Origin of the sequence: Marinobacter nanhaiticus D15-8W, from assembly GCF_036511935.1 — a bacterium.
Classification (GTDB): Bacteria; Pseudomonadota; Gammaproteobacteria; order Pseudomonadales; family Oleiphilaceae; genus Marinobacter_A; species Marinobacter_A nanhaiticus.
Map to the genome: position 1 here is coordinate 91,551 of NZ_AP028878.1, position 17,696 is coordinate 109,246.

The window sequence follows — 17,696 nt, forward strand, 5'->3', positions numbered from 1 at the left end:
CACGTCTGTTTTTTAGGCGATATACGCAAGAAAGACCTCCGAGGGAGCCTCGGGTTCCCTTATGGGGACGAGCCGTAGGTTCTGCACCAGCCGGCCATTAGCCCAGCCGATCCGGTTCGCCCGTCATCTCCAGGATTGCTCGCCGGGCCTCGTCCCGCAGCTTGACCGCCGAAGCCCAATCATCCCCTTCCGGCATAATCGGATCGCCAACGATGGCCTCGATTCGGCCAGGGCGGGGATTCCAGCGGTCTGCGGGGAGTTTCTGCCGGGTCCCTTTCAATGCTACCGGAATGACGGGTTCCTTGAGCACGGCAGCAGTCATGAAGGCACCCATATGGAAGGTGCGTAAACCGGGCGCGGCGTCGAAACTGCCTTCGGGGAAGAACAGGAGTCGGCGATTGCGGGCACGGTCTGCGATACGGCGGGATGCGCGCACGCTTGTCTCATCGCTAGTGCGATCCACCGGTTCCACATCGAGCAGTTTGAGGTAGCGGCCCAGGGGGCGGAATCCCATCAATTCCACTTTGGCGACATAACTGACCGGTACCGGCAACAGTGCGGTGGTCACCAGGGCATCCGTATAGCTGGCGTGATTGACGACGATCACGCAGCCTGCGGGCAGGTTCCGCAGTTTTTCCTCGCCGTCGACCGACAGCCACGTGCCTGTCAGCAGCCCCAGCAGGCGTGCACCGTAACGCGAGATCTGCCAGCGAGCCCTGCGACCGGGCACGATGTTGACCAACAACCAGACCGGAATGCCCGTCAGCCCGAGTGTCAACCAACACCAGCCGGAATAGAGCCAGCGACCAACGTTGCGGCCGGCCAACGCGGCCTGCTGACGCCAACTGCTGCGGGCCAAGTGGATCAACTGGCGCCAGACCGGTAAGGTCTTCTGTTCCAGCTCCCCCCGTTCGTAACGCTGCCGACAGTCGTTGCGGCGCAACTTGCCACTCGATGTCTTGGGAATACTGTGAGGTTTGACGACGACCACCTCGTCAACATCGATGCCGAGGGTGTCCATGGCGATACGGCCGATAGCCTCACGCAACTGCCGGTGGATCGCCTCGTCGGTCTCACGGGTCTCCGCCACGACCACCAGCTTCTCACCGGTGCGTCCACCGATACCGGCGCCAAATGCGGCCACACAGCCGCTGCGCACCTTGTCGAGTTTTCCGACCGCCTCCTCGATCTCGCCGGGGTAGATGTTGCGGCCAGCGCGGACGATCAGATCCTTGTTTCGCCCGCTGAGGTAGAGCTCGCCATCGGCGAGATAGCCGCGATCACCGGTATTGAGCCAGTCGCCGTCGAATAGCTCTCCTGTTTTCTCCGGGTTTCGATAGTAGCCCCGGGTTGCCGACGGCCCCTTGAACTGCAGTGAGCCCTCATGACGTTCGGGCAGCACCGTGCCGTCGTTGTCGACGATGCGGATCTCGTGATTGGGCACCGGCTTGCCACAGCAGACGAAGCGCAGAGCCGTCTCGTTATGCGGATCGACCGGCACCGCTTCGCCCTGTTCCTGAAAACGATCCCGGTCGATAACGTCGATTACCGGGTCCCGCGGTTTTTCCGGGAAGGTCAGCGCCACGCAGTTTTCCGCCAGACCGTACACCGGTGACATGGTTTCGGGACGGAACCCCCAGCGCTCGAAGCGTTCGCTGAAATGCTTCACCGTATCCGGACTGACCGCCTCAGCACCATTAAAGGCTACGCGCCAGGAGCTGAGATCCAGGCCTTCCATATCCTCGTCCTCCAGCCGGGCGAGGCAGAGTTCGTAACCGAAATTGGGCGCCGGAGAGAGGGTGCCGCCGAACTGGTGAATCGCCCAAAGCCAATAACGTGGTCGGGTCAGGAACAATTGCGGCGCAATGATGACTAAGTGCATTCCGTACCAGAGGCTGGACAGGCAGGTGCCGATCAGTCCCATGTCGTGATAGAGCGGCAGCCAGCTGACAAAGACATCGTCCTGGCTCACGTTCACCACGGCATTGGCGGCGCCGATGTTGGCGAACAGGTTGGTGTGAGTGAGGGCCACGCCCTTGGGGTCACCCGTACTGCCGGAGGTGTATTGCAAGAAGGCGATGTCCTCGGGATCGACACCCGTCACCGGTCGATCCAGGGGGTGGTGGGCCCAGACGTCTTCGGGCGTCAGTACGTGTTCCAGGCTCGGCACCAGACCTTTAATCAGCGTGGCCAGGCGTTTGGCTTCAGGCACGGTGATCATTACCTTGGCCTGCGCATTGTTGAGCACGGCGGCCTGGCGCCGCAGATGTTCCTCAAGCTGGGAGGCGCGCATAGGCGGATAAAGCGGTACCGGAATGGCGTTGGCGTAGAGCGTGCCGAAGAAGCCGTAGAAGTAGTCATGGCCGGTGGGTAGCATCAGTGCGACCGTATCGCGCTGGTTGACATCATTCTGGAACAGGCCATTGGCCACACGCAGGGCGCCCTTGTGCAGGTCGCCGAAGGTTAGCGGACGGATGTCTTCGTAACTCTTGACCCAGTGGAGGTACGTCCGTAAGGGATGTTCACGAGTGTGCCACAGCAGCGCTTCCTGTAAGGTGCGGAACGCCGGTGCGGTGAAGTGCTCCCTGTCCGAGGTCTTGGCGTCTTCCCCGATAGGGCTGGCGGCGCTGCCTCGAGTTTGCTCCCGGGGGTGTTCCCCGCGTAGGCGGGTTACGGCATCGAGGATGTCCCGCGGGGTATCGGCATCGTTCAGCAATTCTTCTGGAAGCTGAACTGAGAAGGCCCGCTCGACGTTCACCAGTAACTCGGCCCGGGTCAGGCTATCCAGACCGAGATCGGCATCGAGTTGACTGTCGAGAGTAGCGTCTGTAGCGCGTGAGGCACCCTCAGCACTGTGCTGCAGGGTTTCGTTGACCGCACGGATCATTACACCTTCGAGGGTGTCATGATCTTCCTGTTTTGTCATAGAATGCGGCTCCGTGCGAAGGCGCGGGGCTTCGAGTTTGATGGCTATTTGATCAGTTTAGCTGGTCTTTCAATAGTTTAAAGCTGCCTTTAGTGGACCCGTTTCAACGGAAATCCGTTTTGCCAAAGGTGAGCAAATTGACTTGGCTCAAGCGCCGACTGGTATCCGGCCATTGCCTGCTCCACTATTTGGCCGCGATTTCCGCAAGGAGTCAGGCATCCCTGCTTTTGGAGACCCTGACCGGCCCGCTTTGTTCCTCACTGGACTGCTAGGACTTTTCCGCGAATTACCCACAGGGATACTGGGTTACCAGGGTGTAGCCGCCCTGCTCTAATGAGGTTGAGAAATGAGAAAGAAGAGCTACTTGCGTGCCCTGGGTGCGTTGCTGCTTTTGGCGCTGCCGCTATTGCTGTCAGGCTGCAGCTCGGCCCTGCTGGATCCCAAAGGGCAAATCGGGGAGGAACAGCGTACCCTGATCATCACAGCCTTTGTGCTGATGTTGATTGTCGTTATCCCGGTCATCGTGATGACGCTACTGTTCGCCTATCGCTACCGTCGCGGCAACCCGGAAGCCTCCTATAAGCCGAACTGGGCCCACTCTACGGCGATCGAAGTGGTGGTCTGGTTCATCCCCTGTGTGATTATCGTCGTGCTGGCGATCCTGACCTGGCACACCTCGCACGATCTCGACCCGATGAAGCCCATCGAAGCGGATGCGGACGCCATGGAAATCCAGGCAGTCTCCCTCGACTGGAAATGGCTGTTCATCTACCCGGAGCAGGGTGTCGCCACAATCAACGAGGTTGCCATGCCGGTCGACCGTCCGATCCGTTTCCGTATTTCCTCGGGCTCGGTCATGAATGCTTTCTTCATTCCGACCCTGGGCACCCAGATCTACGCCATGGCGGGCATGGATAGCAATCTGTACCTGATCGCCAATCAGGAAGGCACGTACGACGGTCGCTCGACCAACTACAGCGGTGCGGGGTTCTCGGGTATGACATTCCAGGCCCACGCCCTTTCCGAAGAAGGTTTCCAGGACTGGGTCGACGAAGTGAAGACCTCGCCGGATTCCTTGAGTTATGAAGACGGCTACCCGGCATTGGCCGAGCCAAGCCGGAATGCCCCGGTACAGTACTTTTCGAATGTTTCGGATGCGCTTTACAACAATATCCTCGAAAGCTTCCGTGGCGGCGAACCCCAAGAGCTTGGGCTCGGGGGGGAGAAACACGGCGCACACGGTCATGGCGCACACGGTAAAGAGTCAGTGAACGCGGAGGCGGCAGAGTAAAGCTATGTTCGGAAAACTAACCCTTGAAGCGATTCCCTACCACGAGCCGATTATTGTTTCGGTCGTTGTGGTTATGGCGCTGGCCGGCGCCGCGCTTGTTGGATGGATTACGTTCAACAAGAAGTGGATGTACCTGTGGGATGAATGGATTACCTCTGTCGACCACAAGAAACTGGGCATCATGTATTTCCTGGTGGCCCTGGTCATGCTGATCCGCGGCTTTGCCGATGCGATCATGATGCGTACCCAGCAGGCCATGGCCGCTGGCGGGGCGGAGGGCTACCTGCCGCCGGAGCACTACGACCAGATCTTCACCGCCCACGGTGTCATCATGATCTTCTTCGTGGCGATGCCCATGGTGATCGGCCTGATGAACCTCGTGGTGCCGCTGCAGATCGGCGCCCGCGACGTTGCCTTTCCCTTCCTAAACAATCTCAGCTTCTGGCTCTTCGCTGCCGGCGTGGTGCTGGTAAACGTTTCGCTGTTCGTGGGTGAATTCGCCAAAACCGGCTGGCTGGCCTACGCCCCGTTGTCGGGTACGGCCTACAGTCCCGGGGTCGGGGTGGATTACTGGATATGGGCGTTACAGATATCCGGTGTTGGTACGACGCTGACGGGGATCAACTTCTTCGTCACCATCATGAAGATGCGGACCAAGGGCATGACGCTGTTCCGCATGCCAATCTTCACCTGGACCTCGCTGGTGGCGAACGTGCTGATCATCGCCGCGTTCCCGATCCTGACCGCGACCATTGCCTTGCTGACCCTCGATCGTTACCTGGACTTCCATTTCTTCACGAACGATCTGGGCGGCAACATGATGATGTACGTGAACCTCATCTGGGCCTGGGGCCATCCTGAGGTGTACATCCTGATCCTGCCGGCGTTCGGTATCTTCTCCGAGGTGATTTCCACCTTCGCCAAGAAGCGCCTGTTCGGCTATGGCACCATGGTGTGGGCGACCCTGGCCATCGGCGTACTGTCGTTCGTGGTCTGGCTGCACCACTTCTTCACCATGGGTGCCGGCGCAAACGTCAACGCCTTCTTCGGCATCATGACGATGATCATTGCCGTGCCTACGGGCGTGAAGATCTTCAACTGGCTGTTCACCATGTACCGCGGCAGCCTGGAGTTCAATTCTGCCGTCCTGTGGACGCTGGGCTTTATCATCACCTTCACCCTGGGCGGTATGACGGGCGTCATGCTGGCGGTCCCGGCGGCGAACTTCGTGCTGCATAACAGCCTCTTCGTGATCGCCCACTTCCATAACGTCATTATCGGCGGCGTCGTGTTCGGCATGCTGGCGGGCCTGACCTTCTACTTCCCGAAGGCGTTCGGCTTCAAACTGGACGAAAAATGGGGCAAACGCTCCTTCTGGTGCTGGATCGTCGGCTTCTACCTGGCCTTCATGCCGCTCTACGTTCTCGCGTTCTTCGGTGCTGTGCGCCGGATGCAGTCCTACGAGAACATGGAATGGCAGATCTGGTTCCAGCTGGCCTGGGTCGGCGCCTTCATCATCCTGTTGGGCATCGTCTGCACCGTGATCCAGTTCTACGTCAGTATCCGCAATCGCAATAAGCCGGAGTACGCGGATGTCAGCGGAGACCCGTGGGACGGCCGCACCCTGGAGTGGGCGACTTCTTCCCCGCCCCCGTTCTACAACTTCGCCCACCTGCCCGAGGTGACCGATATCGATACCTTCTGGGAACACAAGCAGAAGAACGAAGGGCGTGCGCAGAACCCGGACCCGGCCAAGACCGAGTACCAGGATATCCACATGCCGCGCAATACGGTGGCCGGACCGGTCATGGGTGCCTTCAGCATTGTGCTGGGCTTTGCGCTGGTGTGGCATATCTGGTGGCTGGCAGGCGTAGGCTTCCTGGGTATCTTCGCCGCCTTCATTGGCCGCGTGTTCAATGACGATATCGATTACTACGTGCCCGCTGCAGAGGTCGAGCGCATCGAGAGCGAGCACCACAAACGGGTGGAGATGCAGGCGTAATGACAACCGACGTTCTACATAGTCAACATGGGGCCGCCGACGGCGGCCACCACGAGCATGAGCACCACGATGCGACTGGCATGAAGATGTACGGGTTCTGGATCTACCTGATGTCAGACCTGATCATCTTCGGTTCGCTGTTCGCGGTTTATGGTGTTCTCCACAACGGTACTGCCGGTGGGCCGGGGCCGAAGGATATTTTCGAGCTGGATTTTGTCCTGATCGAAACTTTCCTGCTGCTGTTCTCAAGTTTCACCTATGGTATGGCGATGCTGGCCATGCATAAGGACAACCTGAAGCAGGTGATGGGCTGGTTGATCGTGACCTTCCTGCTGGGGGCCGGCTTCGTGGGTATGGAAATCTACGAATTCCAGCACCTGATTCATGAAGGGTACGGTCCGGACCGCAGTGGCTTCCTGTCAGCCTTCTTTGGTTTGGTCGGTACTCACGGTCTTCACGTGACCTTTGGTCTGATCTGGCTGGCGGTCATGCTTATCCAGCTCCCGCGCAAGGGTTTGAACGATATGACCCGTCCGCGCATCATGTGCCTGAGCCTGTTCTGGCACTTCCTGGATATCGTGTGGATCTGCGTATTCACCTTCGTCTACCTGATGGGAGCCCTGTAACATGAGCACCTCCACATCTCACGACGCCCAGAGCCACGGTAGCGTCAAGTCCTACATCTGGGGGCTGGTCTTCTCCATTATCCTGACGGTCATCCCGTTCGGCATGGTGATGACTGGTGGTTTCTCCGAGGCGACGACTGTCGTCGCGATCGCCGTCATGGCGGTGCTGCAGGTCCTGCTCCAACTGATCCTGTTCATGCACCTGAACCTGAAGACTGAGGAAGGCCGTGATTCGGGCTCCGTCGTGTTCTTCACCGCTGTGATACTCACCCTCGTCATCGGTGGTTCGCTGTGGATTATGTATCACCTGCACATCAACCTGATGTGATGTCGGGCGCGTCGGTCGGCGACGTGCTTCGGCAGTTCCTGGCACTCACCAAACCCGGGATCATCTTCGGCAATACGATCTCGGTGATGGGCGGCTTTTTCCTGGCCGCCCAGGGTGCGTTCGATCCCGCCCTGTTCCTGGTGACCCTGCTGGGACTGGGGCTGGTGATCGCGTCCGGCTGTGCCTTCAACAACGTGATCGATCGCGATATCGATGCGTTGATGGAGCGTACCCGCAACCGTCCGCTGGTGCAGGGCACCATTACCCCCGCCACGACACTGGGCTTTGCCTCGGTGCTTGGCCTGGCGGGTTTCGCCCTGTTGCTGATCGGCACCAACCTGTTGACCACGGGACTCGCGGCCTTTGGCTTCTTCGTCTATGTGGTGCTTTATAGCCTCTGGACGAAGCGCACATCGGTCTACGGGACCCTGGTGGGTAGCCTCTCCGGCGCGGTACCGCCTGTCGTGGGCTATTGTGCCGTCACCGGTCAGTTCGATACCGGAGCGTTAACCCTGCTGATCATCTTCTGCCTGTGGCAGATGCCGCACTCCTACGCCATCGCCATCTTCCGCTTCCGCGATTACCAGGCGGCGGGCATTCCCGTGTTACCGGTGGTCAAGGGATTGAAGACGGCCAAGAACCACATCGTCGGCTACACCATCGCCTTCATTGCAGCGGCCCTGTCCCTGAGCCTGGCGGGTTACGCCGGTGCGGGCTACTTCGTGGTTGCGCTTGGCATGGGGCTCTACTGGCTTTATCTGGGTTTCCAAGGCTATCAGGCCCGGGATGAGGTTAGGTGGGCAAGGAAGAACTTTGGTTTTTCCATCCTTACCATCACGGTCCTCAGTGTGATGATGTCAGTCTCATCCTTGCTTCCAGCCGCGCTTGCCTGAGATTGGGAGTCTGCGGGTTCGATTGCGCAGACTCCTGGCCCGGCTTTCCTTTCCTTAATCGACAAATTGATCTAAGCAAACCCCTTCCCGCCATCCTTGTGCTAGTTTTATTCTGTAAGAGCCGTTGACGAAGCGTCGTATTTTTCGGGCGTTTGGGGCTCCGAAAGCGATAACAACTCTAACAAGCTTCCGAAACGTATCCTCCCGTCGGACGGAGACTTGCAGGGTTACTCGAAGCGTTCTGAATGTTGAAAGCGATCATCGCCGGTGAGAGGGGTGCTTGTATGCTGACACATGTCTGGGGACTTCTGGCCCATCCGAGTACTGAATGGACGCAGATCAGCAAGGAAGAGGAAACGGTCACGCATCTCTATGCGCACCATGTCCTCCTGTTGGCTGCAGTGCCTGTCATCTGTGCTTATATCGGCACCACCCAGGTCGGGTGGAGCTTTGGTGGCGAGCACGCCATCAAGCTGAACTACCTTGAAGCGCTATACGCGGGTATAGCCTTCTATATTACAATCCTTGCGGCTGTATTCGCGGTTGGCAGCATGATCCGCTCTATGGCCAAGCGTTATTCCGATCCGCCTCCCAGCCGTCGTCGTTGTGTTATCTTCGCCGGCTATATTGCTACGCCCATGTTCCTCAGCGGCCTGGTGGCGCTCTATCCCCTGATCTGGCTATGTCTGCTGGCAGGCACCATCGGTCTATGTGTGACCGGTTATGTGCTTTACCAGGGGATACCGCACTTCCTGGGTATCAGTAGCGAAAAGGGCTTCATCGTCTCGAGTGCGACGCTGGCTGTCGGCGTCCTGGTGCTCGAGGCGCTGCTGGCCATCACGGTAATGCTCTGGGGCTATGGTCAGATCCTGCTGCCCTGGCTGTTCCGGTTCGGCTAGTCGATGCCCGTTGGATAACAGCTTGATAAGGCCTTGGGCGTACTCCGTGGGGCGCTGGAAATGACGCCGTGCTTTTGCGCTTCCAAGGCCGGTTCCCCGCCCGGGAGCTCTTTCCCCTCCTTCGCCGGCCTCTTACGTTTCCGTCACATGTAACGGAATGCCTACCACGGCTTGCAGCTGCTGGTTGGGGCGATAGCCGTCTCCGGGATTGCCTTTTCTTAACGGTGCTATGCGCCTTTTCTGTTTACATTTACGTAGGCGAAATGAATCGCTTTTCGATAACCTCCCGTTGTTAGGCACAGTGTTGTCTCGTTCAGTAGTCGGTGACATTCACCCTTTAGGCCCCGTCGAGGGCCGTAGGCCTGCAAAAATGAAGATAACAAAGACGACCGGAGAGTCGACTGTTGTAGACAAGCTCCACGAGCAGGGCGCCTCGCCCACTTCCGATGCCTCAGTGCTCCGCCATGAGTGCGAGAATGCGTTGGCCATTGGACGGGCGACAGAGCGTGAAGATGTCCAGGCCGCACTGGGCAACAGCGAGAACCGTTGGCGCACACTCGCCGAATCCCTGGCAGAGGGGCTGCTCGTTTATGATGAGCATAGCCGCGTGTCGGGCTGGAACCGTAGTGCCGAGCAATTGCTGAATATCCCCCTGAAAAAAGGCGCCGTTTCCGGCCAGATTGCCGGAACCGTCCTGAGCGAAGACGGCAGCATCTTTCCGGTGGACGACTATCCTACGCAGACCACCCGCAACACCGGTCAGCCGCGCAATGGCGTCGTGATGGGCATGCCCCGGGCCGACGGGCGCGTCTCCTGGCTGTCCGTCAATACCCGCGCACTCAAACAACCAACCGATACGCCACCTTATCCGGTTGTGGCGTCGTTTACCGATATCACGGACCGCAAACTCGCCGAGGAAGCCCTCCGTCGCGAAGTGGAAGCCAAGGAGCTCGAGCGTCGGCGCCTGACCACCGTCCTCGAAGCGCTCCCGCTAGCCGTCGTGATTGCCGACGCCGATGGCCGGATAAGCCAGGTCAATGCAGCTGCTGAAGCGCTTTGGGGCGACGCGCTGGTGTCACCCGGGCGACCGGTCAAGGATTACGAAATGGGATTGGCCCGCGCCATCGTGAGAGGCGAATCGGTGTTGGGTGAAGAGATGGGGATCGAGCACCCTGACGGCTCCCGTCGAACCGTCCTCAACTATGCCTTACCCTTGCGGGACAGGCGGGAAGATATCGCCGGGGGCGTTTCCGTCAGCGTCGACATCAGTGACCGCAAACGCAGCGAAACTGAGCGCTCCCTACTGGCGGCCATCGTCGAAGCCTCGCCCGATGCCATTGTCAGTACCGACATGGAAGGCAAGATCACCTCATGGAATACCGGGGCCGAGCGCATGTACGGCTATCGGGAAGATGAGATCATCGGCAAGAGCATTTCCGTCATCATGCCGCCGGAATGCCAGGACGAGCTGAGCATGGTCCTGACGGCCATTGCCAAGGGCCAGGGGGTCACCTACTTCGATTCGGTCCGGATTAACAAGGCGGGCGAGCGGGTTGACGTGTCGGTAGCGGTGACGCCAATCACCGATGCCGACGGTCGGGTGCGCGGTGCCGCCAAGATCGATCGCAACATCAGTGAGCGTAAACGCATGGAAGAGCAGCTGCAGCACGATGCCTTCCATGACCGTCTCACCGGGGTGGCAAACCGCTCTTTGTTCATGGATCGCCTGGAGCATGTCGTTGCCCGGGCCGCCCGATTTGGCGAGCCATTCGCCATCTTCGTCATGGATATGGACAACTTCAAGCTGATCAACGACAGTTTCGGGCACCAGGTGGGTGACCAGCTACTCTGCGCTTTTGTCGAGCGAATCCAGTCTCTGCTGAGACCGGTCGATACGCTGGCGCGTTTTGGTGGTGATGAATTTACGCTTCTACTTGAGGAAACGGAGGGCAAGGCCGCTGTCGAACAGATTGCCGACCGTATCCTCAGTGCTTTGGATCAGCCGTTCCAACTGGGGCCGCACGAGATTAATGTCAGCTCCAGCATCGGTATCGTGCTCGACGAGACCGCCTGCCAGAGCGCCGACCAGGCTGTGCGCAATGCCGACGTTGCCCTGTACGAAGCCAAGCGCCAGGGCAAGAACCAGTATGTGGTGTTCGACGCCCGTATGCGCGGGGAAGAAGTTTCTCGCATGTACCTGGAATCGGAACTTCGACTTGCCCTGCAGCAGGATCAGCTTACGGTCCAGTTCCAGCCCATCGTCGATCTGGATGTCGGCGAACCCGTCGGCTGTGAAGCCCTGGCCCGCTGGAAGCACGATGTCATGGGGCGGGTGGATACGGCCAGATTCATCACGGTCGCGGAAGATACCGGGCTGATCACACCCTTGGGACGCTTCGTCCTGGAAAAAGCCTGCGCGACCCTGGGCGAGTGGTTGAAACGACCCGAAGTGCCGCAGGATTTCTATGTCAGCGTCAACGTATCGCCCAAGGAATTCTACTCTGGCGACCTGGTACCCTTCGTCGGCGCCATGCTGGACAAATACCGGTTGCGCGGGGCCAACCTGCGGCTCGAGATCACCGAGAACGTCATTATCCAGCATGATCGCGAAGCTGCGGCTATCCTCGGCCAGATACAGGCGCTTGGGGTCCGGACCTGCCTGGACGATTTTGGCACCGGCTACTCGTCCCTGAGTTACCTGCAGCAGTTACCTTTCGATGTGATCAAGGTCGACCGTTCCTTTATCCAGGGCCTCTCCGACAAGCAGCAAAGCCGCGAAATCCTGCGAGCCGTTCTCGGGTTGGCAACGGCGTTGGGGATGGACGTCGTGGCCGAGGGGGCGGAATCGCCGGAGCAACTGGCGGAAATCCGGGCGCTCGGTTTCCGCTGGGGGCAGGGGTACGGCCTGTTTCATCCCATGGACCGCAGTAAACTGGCTTCGCTGCTGACTCATCCTTCAACAGCCGAACAGTCGTGACGAGACTGGTGTCAGGCGTCCGGGTGGCAATCCGTTCCCTTGCGGCTTTTACACGTTGACCCTTTGATCCCGTTGTTTCTTATTCGGCTTATGACCTTTGGGTTCTACAGCTTTCTGCAGTATATCTTTCACCCGTATTGCCCTCAGCTGATTCCGGCCGCCATGCGCTAACCAGTGCCGTATGGAACGATGGACTATCAGCGCAATCGAGGCTTTGGGCTGAACCATTGATGGGCATTTGTCGTGTAATGGTAATGAAGGCCCCTGCGGTAGACGTGCGAAGCAGCACAGTAACAAACCGACAACGGTGGCCCCCACACCTTAATCGATATACTGGCAGCCAGCGGAAAGCAGGCACGTTGGGTGCCGTAAAGGCGGGCGTATAGGATGACGTTGAGACAATTCGGTCGGGTTATGGCCCTACTGCTCTCGCTGGCGGGGATACCGGTATCGGCTCCGGCGGATACTTTCGTGGGTCACTGTCGCCAGCGTCTGCCGCTGATGGCGCCAGAGGGGCGCGGCTGTAACGGGCCGGTTCCGGAAATGATCGAACGGGCGCTGCGCTACGCCGGCCACACCGTAACCTGGCATCCCTATCCATGGGCCCGGTCGTTGCATATGGCGCGCCATGGCGGGCTGGATATCCTGCCAATGCATTCGCTGGATGCCAAGCGCAGAACCTTCCTCTTACCCATCCTCTACGGCCACCGGGTGCGTACCATCGCCTACTTCGCCCATGTTGGCAGTGACGTGGAAGTGGACGCGTTTGACGACCTGCGCAGGTACCGGGTCGGCGCCCTGCGCGACAGCTTCTATTCCAACGAATTCAACAACGCTGTGGGACTGGACGTATTCCATGCGACCCACAACGATCAGCTACGCACCATGCTTGCTTATGACCGCCTGGATGTGGCGGTCACCTCCAACATCCACGAGATCGAACAATTCCGCCAGGATAAAAACCTGCGCCAGCTTGCCTATGTGGAGTACTTCGTCAACGATCGGTACTTCAGTATTCCCAAACACTCGGAGAAGGCAGTCTACTACGACCAGATTGTCCACCAGATCGACTTGATGCGCGGCCGGGGCGAGATTGACGCGATCTTCCGCAACTACGGCGTCGTCCCGCCCCGGCAAGATGTCGGCCCCCATCCGACGTTGATTCGTGACAGCGACAAGCCATCAGCTAGTCCTGGGCCGGGAAAAAGCTCTCAATAATCCGCGTTTGCAGCTCCTGCTGGATTGCCAGCACCGATTCCATGGTCTTGGTGATGCCATCGAGAATGGTGCGCAGCAATTCCTCCGCCTCTCCTTGCAGGCTTCCGCTGTCGAGCGTTACCAGATCGGACTCCAGCTTTTCCATCAGCGCAATCAGCGTTTTGAGCGTCGATTTGTTGAAACCGATCAGCGACTCTATCAACTGTTCCAATGAAATTTCCGTACTCACCGGCATGATGCCTCCCTGTCTTGTCCTGGATGTGCTGTCTTGTCTGGCTCTACTGCGAGATCTCATCACTCAACTCTCGGACCTTCTTGACCAGATCGTCGATTCGATCGTCCATACGCTCAAGCAGTTGCTTGACCTCGCCATCGAGTGGGCTGTTGCTTTGCAGCAAGTGCTCGATGTTGTCCTGGACCGAACTGAACTGGTTGATAAAGAGGCTATTGGCGGACAGCAATGCTGCCCGCAACTCTTCGACCAGTGCATTGACGTTTTGCATGATTCACTCCTTGATATCCTGACGAACACCGTCAACGCCGGCGCTGGAAACGAATTGCGTTCCTCGCCGGCAACTCACGGTATCCATGCTACGGTTGCAGTGATTCCGGACAATCGACCATCAAGGCAATAAATCAGGGGAGGAGGGCTCAAACGGTTTAGTACTTTAGGGTGGCCTTGCGACTACCTGCCACTACAAGCGTTTAAGCTGGATTCAATTGGAGTGCGGCGGGTTTACCGCTGGTGCGCCGCACCCCTGTAGTCTCAAGTCTGTGCAGCGCGTCATCAACCAGCACAAACAGCGTATCGATTGTCGCGGTCGCGTTACTGAAGTAGGTTTGAGCCGGGATGACGATGATACTGTCGCCCAGCAGATCGGTTTCGATATCGCCCAGCAGCCTGTTGACCAAGGCCTGGGCTCTGGCGAGGTGTGGTTCGGGAGCGACGGATCCGGACGACAGCGTTGCAAAGGCCTTATCCGAGAGTTGGCGGATCTTCTGGTGGAAAAAACGCAGCCGCACCCGCTGCGCCGCCGTACTCCGCCCTGCAGCGGCCATACCGGTGCCAAGGGCCCGGGCCTGACCTGCCCATTCAGCGGCCTGGATAACGTCGTGCCAGATACAGGCGTAGGTCTCGTGGCCGCTGGGCATACCCTCAGCAGCCGCCACGTCCTGCAGCAGGAATATGGCGTTTCGAATAATCGTGTGGTGTTGGGCCAGGTTGTCCCCCGGCTCCCTGATGCGGTCTTCCCGCAACCGTTGCCAATGGTCCACGAGGGCTACCCAGCGCTCTTGGTAGATCGATTGTGCCAGCGGCATGTCACTTATGAGGCCATCCAGTTCCCGGCGAGTCTTCTCCAGCCCGGGTCGCATGCTTTCGTCGCCAGCGAGCACACCGTTACTTAGTCCGCGGTGGCGCTGAAGACCCGCCACCAGAGCACGGAGCGATTTTAGTTGCTGGACCTGCTGTACCTGTCGGGCGAGACTCTGTCGGTGCTGCCGAAAATGCAGCAAGGTGAGCAGGAGGGCCAAGGTCACGCCAAGGAAAATCACAAAGCTGAATCCGAGGTCTACCGTTGCCATGAGGTTATCCCGTCAGTTGCGAAAGGTGGTGAGCAATGGTGCGCGCCTGGGCGGCTGCTTCCAGGTTGTCGGCATTTCCGGTGCGGACACGATCGGCCAGGTTAGCGATTTCCCCCACCGCCTGGCCCTGCTGGTCAGTACTGACGGCGACCTGGGCCACTTGATCGGTCAATTCGGCAATGCGTCCCTGGATTTGTTCGAGCAATGTCGAAACGGCCTCCGAATGACCAACGCCGGTCTGGGCCGCTTGGGTCAGCGCCGAAACCTGTGCGGTGGCGGTACGAATGTGATCCTGAATTTTCCGGTTGTTGAGGCTGATTTCGTTGGCGGAGTCCTGGCTGTGACGAGCTAATTGGCGCACTTCGTCGGCGACGACAGCAAAACCTCTCCCATGCTCTCCGGCCCGCGCAGCTTCGATGGCTGCATTGAGGGCCAACAGGTTGGTCTGGTCGGCAATACCATGGATAGTGCTCGACATGTCGTTGATCTTGAGCGAATAGCCGTCCAATTCGGCGATCAGGTCGTTAGTCACCTGGGTCTGCTGCGCCATGTTGGCGACCTCCTGCACCAAAATGGCGAGTTGCCGGAGACCTTCGGCCAGTTGATCACTGGCTTCGAGGCTGCTGGCGCGGGAGGCATCTGCCAGACGCGCGACTTCGGCGATGGCGACATTCAGCTCTTCTACCGCAGCCGCCGCCACATCCGCCGACTCGCTTTGCTGTTCCGCGTTGTGGGTCACCAGTTCGGCGCTCTGCTCCACTTCACGGGAGGCGTGGGCGATCTCGTCAAGACGTTGTTGGAGCAGCTGTTGTCGGCGGTTTTCCCGCGTCAGTTCCTCTCGCAAGGACTGGAGGTAGGGCGCAATCAGGACCGTCGATCGCTTGGTGCCGAGCGCCTCCAGTTCTCCCTGCACACGATGTAGCGTGGCGAGTGCCATGTAGGTGCAAATCCCCAGTGCAAGCGCCGACAAGGGACCCGGTAGCAGGAACGCCAGTGCGGTGCTGCTCGCGCCGAGCGCCGCAAGTAGCCGCAGCATGCCCTTAAGCCCGATTTCCTGCACCAGCATTGCCGCCGGGTAGGTCAGTGCCATCATTGTTTTCTCCAGCCTCCAAAAGCAGAAAGGCGCCGGCACCCAGTCTGTTTCCAGACCGGATGTCGGCGCCTTTGCCGAGCGGTGAGATCCCGCATATCGTGTTCTATGGGTAGATCAAAGCAACTCCGATACCAGCCGAAATCGTTTATGCGTTGCTTTTTGTAAACCTGAGGAGTCCTGCAACCGGCTGACGGCTCTAATCGATTCGCTGAAGGCTCTAATCTGCTTGACTCGCAACCGCCTTTCCACGAACGATGACCTCACAACCATCGCGTTTTCGAGGTGCCTATGAGTCCTCCTTTTTCCGATCCCAACGAGCGATTGATCGTGCGTCAGGCGACGCTTCAGGATGTGCCCGCTATCATTGCGCTCAGTCGCCGGGTCTACGAAGGCACCGGGATGTATGGGTATACGGAGGGGCCGTTGATCGGCCAGATGAACAACTTCCCCGAGGGCCAGTTCGTTGCGATGGTCGGGGAGAAAGTGGTGGGTTACTGCGCCACGTTCCGTATCGCCGGAGAGATCGCGCTGGCGCCCCACGATTGGACGTCCATAACCGGTAACGGCTATGCCTCACGGCACGATCCGGAAGGCGACTGGCTTTACGGCATGGAAGTCTGCGTCGATCCGGACTACCGCGGCTACCGCATCGGCCAGCGGCTGTATAACCAGCGCAAGGACCTGTGCCAGTCGTTGGAACTGCAGGGTGTGGTGTTTGCCGGGCGCCTGCCTTCTTTGAGTCGGCGCATCAAGAAATTCGATACGGTCGAGGCCTATGTGGAGGCGATCAAGGCCAAGAAGCAGAAGGACGCGGTGCTGTCGTTCCAACTGCACAACGAGTTCGAGATCCACGGCATCATCCCCCACTACCTGGATGCCGATCATGCTTCGTTGGGTTACGGCATCCACCTGATCTGGCGCAACCCCAAGGTCGAGCGCAACGGCGCGACCGGCAAGCAGAAACGCTATGGTAAGCGGGCACCAGACACGGTGCGGATCGGGACCGTGCAATACCAGCAGCGTCCGGTGAAATCCTTCGAGGAATTCAGCGATATCGTCACCTATTTCGTAGACGTGGTGTCGACCTACAGGGGCGATTTCGTGGTCTTCCCCGAACTGTTCACGTTGCAACTGCTCTCGATCGAAAGCCGCGAAGGCTCGCCAGCCGAGGCCATCGAAGCGGTTACCGAATATGCCGACGCCTACCAGGAGCTGATGCGCGACCTGGCCCTGCGACACAACATCAATATTATCGGTGGATCGACGCCGGTGAAGGATGACGAAGGGCTTATCCGCAACCGGGCCTTCGTATTCCTGCGCGATGGCCAGGTGCATATCCAGGACAAGATCCACCCTACGCCCAACGAGGCCTACTGGTGGAACATTTCGGGAGGCAATCGCTTGAGCGCTATCGACACGGACTGTGGTCCGATCGGCGTGCTGATCTGCTATGACGCGGAATTCCCCGAACTCACCCGTCACCTGGTGGACCAGGGCATCCAGTTGCTGTTCGTGCCCTTCTGTACGGACGAGCGACAGAGCTACCTGCGGGTGCGCTACTGTTGCCAGGCCCGGGCCGTAGAAAACCAGCTCTACGTCGTCATGTCTGGCAACGTTGGCAACCTGCCCAACGTGCCGAATATGGAACTGCAGTATGGCCAGAGCTGTATCCTGACACCCTGCGACTTTCCCTTTGCCCGGGACGGTATCGCGGCGGATACGACACCCAACGTAGAGACGGTGGCGTTCGCCGACCTGCGGCCCCAGGTCATTACCACGGCCCGCAATAGCGGTACGGTGAAGAACCTGCATGATCGGCGGCATGAGTTGTATAGCGTGAATTGGCGGGGCAATTAGGT

General features: G+C 59.0%; 14 protein-coding genes. 9 read left to right on the plus strand and 5 right to left on the minus strand.

All coding sequences use genetic code 11. From position 1 onward, the window contains the following. Positions 1–97: 97 nt before the first annotated feature. Positions 98–2,926 (minus strand): AMP-binding protein, encoded by a 2,829-nt coding sequence (locus tag RE428_RS00420; RefSeq protein ID WP_004579529.1) that lies wholly within the window; start codon positions 2,924–2,926, stop codon positions 98–100. A 346-nt stretch (positions 2,927–3,272) separates the two neighbouring features. On the opposite strand from RE428_RS00420, the gene cyoA reads away from it, so the two are divergent. The 8 genes from cyoA to RE428_RS00460 all read left to right on the plus strand — a co-directional run bounded on the left by cyoA (position 3,273) and on the right by RE428_RS00460 (position 13,160). Beyond that, positions 3,273–4,217 (plus strand): ubiquinol oxidase subunit II, encoded by a 945-nt coding sequence (gene cyoA / locus RE428_RS00425; protein WP_004579528.1) that lies wholly within the window; start codon positions 3,273–3,275, stop codon positions 4,215–4,217. 4 nt (positions 4,218–4,221) lie between these two features. Then, complete coding sequence (cyoB, locus tag RE428_RS00430) at positions 4,222–6,219, plus strand: cytochrome o ubiquinol oxidase subunit I (RefSeq protein WP_004579527.1); 1,998 nt, start codon at positions 4,222–4,224, stop codon at positions 6,217–6,219. Further along, positions 6,219–6,845 (plus strand): cytochrome o ubiquinol oxidase subunit III, encoded by a 627-nt coding sequence (locus tag RE428_RS00435; RefSeq protein ID WP_004579526.1) that lies wholly within the window; start codon positions 6,219–6,221, stop codon positions 6,843–6,845. The genes cyoB and RE428_RS00435 overlap by 1 nt, the downstream gene beginning before the upstream one ends. Position 6,846: 1 nt before the next feature. Next, positions 6,847–7,173: a cytochrome o ubiquinol oxidase subunit IV gene (gene cyoD / locus RE428_RS00440; RefSeq protein WP_004579525.1), complete on the plus strand. Its 327-nt coding sequence runs from the start codon at positions 6,847–6,849 to the stop codon at positions 7,171–7,173. After that, positions 7,173–8,066, plus strand: coding sequence for a heme o synthase (gene cyoE / locus RE428_RS00445; protein ID WP_004579524.1), 894 nt, complete (start codon positions 7,173–7,175; stop codon positions 8,064–8,066). Before cyoD ends, cyoE begins: the two co-directional genes overlap by 1 nt. A gap of 284 nt (positions 8,067–8,350) precedes the next feature. Beyond that, positions 8,351–8,965 (plus strand): Yip1 family protein, encoded by a 615-nt coding sequence (locus tag RE428_RS00450; protein ID WP_004579523.1) that lies wholly within the window; start codon positions 8,351–8,353, stop codon positions 8,963–8,965. 370 nt (positions 8,966–9,335) lie between these two features. Next, on the plus strand, positions 9,336–11,942 hold the full coding sequence (locus tag RE428_RS00455; protein ID WP_169334052.1) for a sensor domain-containing protein: 2,607 nt from the start codon (positions 9,336–9,338) through the stop codon (positions 11,940–11,942). 387 nt (positions 11,943–12,329) lie between these two features. Further along, on the plus strand, positions 12,330–13,160 hold the full coding sequence (locus tag RE428_RS00460) for a substrate-binding periplasmic protein (protein ID WP_004579521.1): 831 nt from the start codon (positions 12,330–12,332) through the stop codon (positions 13,158–13,160). Here the strand turns inward: RE428_RS00460 and RE428_RS00465 are convergent. The 4 genes from RE428_RS00465 to RE428_RS00480 all read right to left on the minus strand — a co-directional run bounded on the left by RE428_RS00465 (position 13,129) and on the right by RE428_RS00480 (position 15,837). Continuing rightward, positions 13,129–13,395: a hypothetical protein gene (locus tag RE428_RS00465; RefSeq protein ID WP_004579520.1), complete on the minus strand. Its 267-nt coding sequence runs from the start codon at positions 13,393–13,395 to the stop codon at positions 13,129–13,131. The genes RE428_RS00460 and RE428_RS00465 overlap by 32 nt on opposite strands. Before the next feature lie 43 nt (positions 13,396–13,438). Further along, positions 13,439–13,663, minus strand: a complete 225-nt coding sequence (locus RE428_RS00470; RefSeq protein ID WP_004579519.1) for a hypothetical protein — start codon at positions 13,661–13,663, stop codon at positions 13,439–13,441. 202 nt (positions 13,664–13,865) lie between these two features. Then, complete coding sequence (locus tag RE428_RS00475) at positions 13,866–14,744, minus strand: nitrate- and nitrite sensing domain-containing protein (RefSeq protein WP_004579518.1); 879 nt, start codon at positions 14,742–14,744, stop codon at positions 13,866–13,868. Positions 14,745–14,748: 4 nt separating this feature from the next. Beyond that, positions 14,749–15,837 carry a methyl-accepting chemotaxis protein gene (locus tag RE428_RS00480; RefSeq protein ID WP_004579517.1) on the minus strand — a complete coding sequence of 363 codons (1,089 nt, stop codon included), beginning with the start codon at positions 15,835–15,837 and terminating at the stop codon, positions 14,749–14,751. A gap of 288 nt (positions 15,838–16,125) precedes the next feature. Here RE428_RS00480 and RE428_RS00485 point away from each other — a divergent pair, with 288 nt between their 5' ends. Continuing rightward, positions 16,126–17,694 (plus strand): bifunctional GNAT family N-acetyltransferase/carbon-nitrogen hydrolase family protein, encoded by a 1,569-nt coding sequence (locus tag RE428_RS00485; RefSeq protein WP_004579516.1) that lies wholly within the window; start codon positions 16,126–16,128, stop codon positions 17,692–17,694. Positions 17,695–17,696 lie beyond the last annotated feature (2 nt).